1 pseudogene is annotated in these 600 nt (G+C 61.0%); it reads left to right on the forward strand.

Annotation, left to right across the window (positions count from 1 at the left end):
- A pseudogene (locus tag OU11_RS08540) lies at positions 1-493 on the forward strand (ketol-acid reductoisomerase); the annotation flags it as partial.
- Positions 494-600 lie beyond the last annotated feature (107 nt).

The raw sequence follows: 600 nt of genomic DNA on the forward strand, positions 1-600 counted from the left end.
GGAGACCGAAACCGATCTGTTCGGCGAGCAGAACGTGCTGCTCGGCGGCGTGAACAAGCTCGTCGAGATGGGCTTCGAGGTCCTCACCGACGCCGGCTATCAGCCGGAGATCGCCTACTTCGAGGTCTGCCACGAGCTCAAGATGATCGTGGACCTGATGAACGAAGGCGGCCTGAACAAGGATCGTTGGTCCTGCTCGGACACCGCCCAGTACGGCGACTACGTCAACACCTGCATCGACGAGCATGTCCGTGAGCGCATGGAATACCACCTCAAGCGCATCCAGGACGGCTCCTTCGCCCGCGAGTTCATCGAGGACCAGGATGCCGGCGCCCCGAAGTTCAAGCAGCTGCAGGAGGAGTACTCGCACGTGCGCATCGAGGAGGTCGGCCCGAAGCTGCGTGCCATGTTCTCCTGGAACAACGACGGTGTCAAGGATGCCGACGAGGCCAACTCCTTCACCGGCAAGATCGCTCGCGCACAGGTGCAATGACAGAAATTCCCGTAGGGAATTTCACAGGTCATTGCACGTGAGGCGGCCGTAGAGGAAGCCCTGTGGGCTTCCGTGCCGCCGGAGCCAGCCTTGTGTGACAGAAATTC

Source organism: Bifidobacterium pullorum DSM 20433 (genome assembly GCF_000771405.1).
Taxonomy (GTDB): Bacteria; Actinomycetota; Actinomycetes; order Actinomycetales; family Bifidobacteriaceae; genus Bifidobacterium; species Bifidobacterium pullorum.